Origin of the sequence: Lutibacter maritimus (genome assembly GCF_900116115.1) — a bacterium.
Taxonomy (GTDB): domain Bacteria; phylum Bacteroidota; class Bacteroidia; order Flavobacteriales; family Flavobacteriaceae; genus Lutibacter; species Lutibacter maritimus.
On the sequence record NZ_FOZP01000018.1, the window covers coordinates 1 to 1,675 of the forward strand.

Annotated in this window: 1 protein-coding gene; it reads right to left on the reverse strand. The window is 29.1% G+C overall.

The features are described from left to right. Positions 1 to 863 precede the first annotated feature (863 nt). Positions 864 to 1,568, reverse strand: a complete 705-nt coding sequence (locus tag BM335_RS15520; RefSeq protein WP_090230882.1) for an SPFH domain-containing protein — start codon at positions 1,566 to 1,568, stop codon at positions 864 to 866. Positions 1,569 to 1,675: the final 107 nt, after the last annotated feature.

Genomic DNA, 1,675 nt, shown 5'->3' on the forward strand with positions numbered 1-1,675 from the left:
GAAATTAGTAAAAGGGATAAAATAAATGTCTTTTTCATAGTTTTCATTTCGTTTTTAATTAATCGGGTGAGTTTTAAATCCGCTTACACACAACGTGTTTTTATAAGATTTGTGCGACTGGAAAATCGGAGATTTTTCGAACGTAGCAAATCGTTTGTTGAATGTTTGTCGGTTCATATTTAGTTTAAATGTAAGCATAAATTTTATACATTGTTGGCAACTGGCTTTTTTCTGTTCGTTATTTTCTTAATTATTACTCCGCTAATAAAAGTCGAGATTATTGTTAAAAATAAAATCATTTTATAATTCACGTTATTTTGATGGTATTTTAAAATTCCATCACTCATTATTGGATTAGTCATAGTGATGTCTATAAACTGACTTTCGAGATAACAAAAAAGACAGTAAAAAATCGGGATTAAAATCAGGTAGACTAAATTCAGTCCGATTATTTTTTTCAGAGAACTAACTTTTCGAGATGTGAAATAAAATCCGATTGGAATTAAAGTCAAAATGAAAGCAATGTCCGTTTCGAAAATCCTAAAATCTTTCCCGCCATAAAATCCAAGTTCGTAATCAGCAAAATATTTTATAGTTCTGCGAGTCAAAATTCGATAATCCAATTCAAGCCAAAATCCAATTATGAAAGTTAGAATTACAAAGATAATAAGTAAAATCAGTTTTCGTTTTCCTTTTTGCATTTCGTTTTCAGCTTGTTGCCAACGGTCCGTATAACCGTTCAGTTACGGGTTAAATTTACTTAAATTTCGGGTTAGTCACTGGCCTTTGCAATTCCGAGTGGATTCGGACAGAGTCGAATCCGCCGTAATTGCGGTTATACATTGTTATGTGCTGAACTTTTTTCAATTACTTAATTTTAAGTCAACAATGGTGATTCCTTTTAACTCTGTTTTTAGCTTTTCAGCTAGGTCGATTTGTGAAATTTCAGTATCAATATCTTCTTTTTTAGTTCTTCCTACAATACTCCTAAACTCAGCTCTTATTTTTGAATTAATTAAATTTTCAAAACTCTCATTATTGTTCATTAAATAATCAATTGTTTCAACTTCATTTAATGATATTTTGTAGGTCAATTTTAATTGTTTTTCAATTGCCCAACCCCTTGAAGATAATCCTGAAAGTTTTGATTCTAAAGTTTTTTCTTGATTTACAAAATCCAGAATTTTGAGAAAATTACTTTTTGAAAAGAAGACTTCTGTTTGGTTTCTATAAACTTTAGTGTAATAATAATTGCCAATTTCGAAATCTTTTGGCGAAGTAGATTTTAATCGACAGATTTTCTTATTGTCCTTTATTTTCACAAAATCATCGTAGTCAATTTTTTTTTCAAATTCGTTGAGCATTCCAAGAAGTCCATTGTTTAATTCTTTTGTTTTAACAATTTGAAACTCGATGTAATTTGAATCCGATTTATCAACTTTTAAAATCCATTTAAATTCCGCAACATCATTTTCTTTCAGTTCCGTGTGTAAGGTTATAAAATTGGGTTCTTTACACGAGTTACTAAAAAATAGAATTGAAAATATGAAAAGGATAAAGTTTTTCAAATTAGGTTTGGTTTGTCTTGTCCTGAAATAGGTTGACCATTTTTTGGTTAAAAATTAGGATTAAAAATAGTCAAATTACCGGAACATTGATAAGTTTTTTCAAAAAA